This is a genomic window from Kineococcus lubricus, assembly GCF_050871965.1.
In the GTDB taxonomy this organism is placed as follows: domain Bacteria; phylum Actinomycetota; class Actinomycetes; order Actinomycetales; family Kineococcaceae; genus Kineococcus.
Genome location: NZ_JBJLSK010000069.1, coordinates 1 through 1,526, shown reverse-complemented (window position 1 = coordinate 1,526; position 1,526 = coordinate 1). Strand labels below are relative to the sequence as shown.

Sequence of the window (1,526 nt, the reverse complement as noted above, 5' to 3'; positions counted from 1 at the left end):
GGGCGAAGGTGTTCACCGCTTCGGGGCTGGAGCCGCACAGGGCGCGCACGTAGCCGCGCAGGACCTTGCCGGGGCGGTTCTCGGCCAGGTCGACGTGGCTCATGACCTCGTCGCGGAAGCGGGCCAGCCCGGTCTGGACGACGGCGGTGACCAGGGCGTCGCGGGTGGGGAAGTGGTACAGCAGTCCACCTTTGGAGACTTCGGCGCGGGCGGCGACGTCGGCCAGGCTGAAGCCGGTGCCGCGTTCGTGCAGCAGGTGGTCGGTGGCCTCCAGCAGGGCGCGGCGGGTGCGTTCGCGGTCCCGGGTGGCCGGCTGCTCGCGGCTCGCCGTCTTCTTCGCCGCCGTCTTCCCGGTCGTCGTCTTCCCGGCGCCGGCTGCCTCGCCGGTCCCCCCAGCGGTGCTCGGCGTCCTGGGGGTGGTGGCTCGCTGCCCGGTGGGGGTCATCGTGCGGTGTCCTTTCGGAGCGGGGAGGGGATGGTGCGCCAGGCGACGATCGCGGACACGACCAGCAGCAGCGCCGCGACCACGGAGGTGACCTGCATGGCCTGGGTGAAGGCGTGCTGGGCGGTGGTCATGATGTCAGCCGCCGCGTCGGCCGGTAGCGGGCCTTGTTCCAGGGCGGCGGCGGCGCCGGCCAGGGAGTCTTCGACGGCGGCGCCCAGGCTCTGGGGCAGGGTGGTGGGCAGGTCGAGGTTGGTGCGGTAGAGCGCGACTTGCAGGGAGCCCAGGACGGCGATGCCCAGGGCGACGCCGAGTTCGTAGGCGGTCTCGGAGACCGAGGACGCCGCTCCGGCGCGTTCTTTGGGTACGGCGCTGACGACGGCGTCGGTGGCCAGGGTGGTCGACAGGCCCGCGCCCAGGCCGCAGACGGCGATCGCCACGCACAGCAGCAGGTAGCCCGAGGCGCCTTCGGCGGCGGCCAGCAGGCCCAGGCCGGCGGCGGAGGTGAGCATCCCGACCGCGATGGCCCGTCCGCGTCCCAGGCGGGCCAGGACGAAGCCGGCGATGGCGATGACGGCCAGGGAGGCCAGCGTGGCGGGCAGTTCGATCAGCCCGGCTTGCAGGGGGCTCAGGCCGCGGACCAGTTGCAGGTACTGGGAGAAGAAGAACAGCAGCCCGATGAAGGCGAAGATGGCGATGGTCTCGGCGGCCACGGCGCCGGCGAAGGCGGGGACCTTGAACAAGGAGACGTCGACCAGGGGGTGGCTCAGGCGGCGCTGGCGGCGCACGAAGACGATGCCGGCGGCCAGGCCGAGGGCGGCGGTGAGGGCGACCGAGGCGTCGAAACCGCTGCCGGCCACGTGCTTGATGGCGTAGACGATCGGGACGATGGTCAGGACCGACAGGGCGGCTGAGGGCAGGTCGATGCGGTTGCCGGCGGGGTTGCGTGATTCGGGTAGCAGGGCGATGCCGGCGGTCAGGACGATGAGCATGACCGGGACGTTGAGCAGGAAGACCGAGCCCCACCAGAAGTGCTCGAGCAGGAAGCCGCCGACCAGGGGGCCGATGGCGGCGCCGCCGGTGG

Annotated in this window: 2 protein-coding genes; both read right to left on the bottom strand. The window is 72.7% G+C overall.

What is annotated here, in order from left to right; translation table 11 throughout:
* On the bottom strand, positions 1-445 hold a 445-nt coding region (locus ACRYRX_RS22545; protein ID WP_432515439.1), incomplete at its 3' end, for a TetR/AcrR family transcriptional regulator.
* Positions 442-1,526: MFS transporter (locus ACRYRX_RS22540; RefSeq protein ID WP_432515438.1), on the bottom strand; the 1,085-nt coding region annotated here is incomplete at its 5' end. The genes ACRYRX_RS22540 and ACRYRX_RS22545, both read right to left, overlap by 4 nt.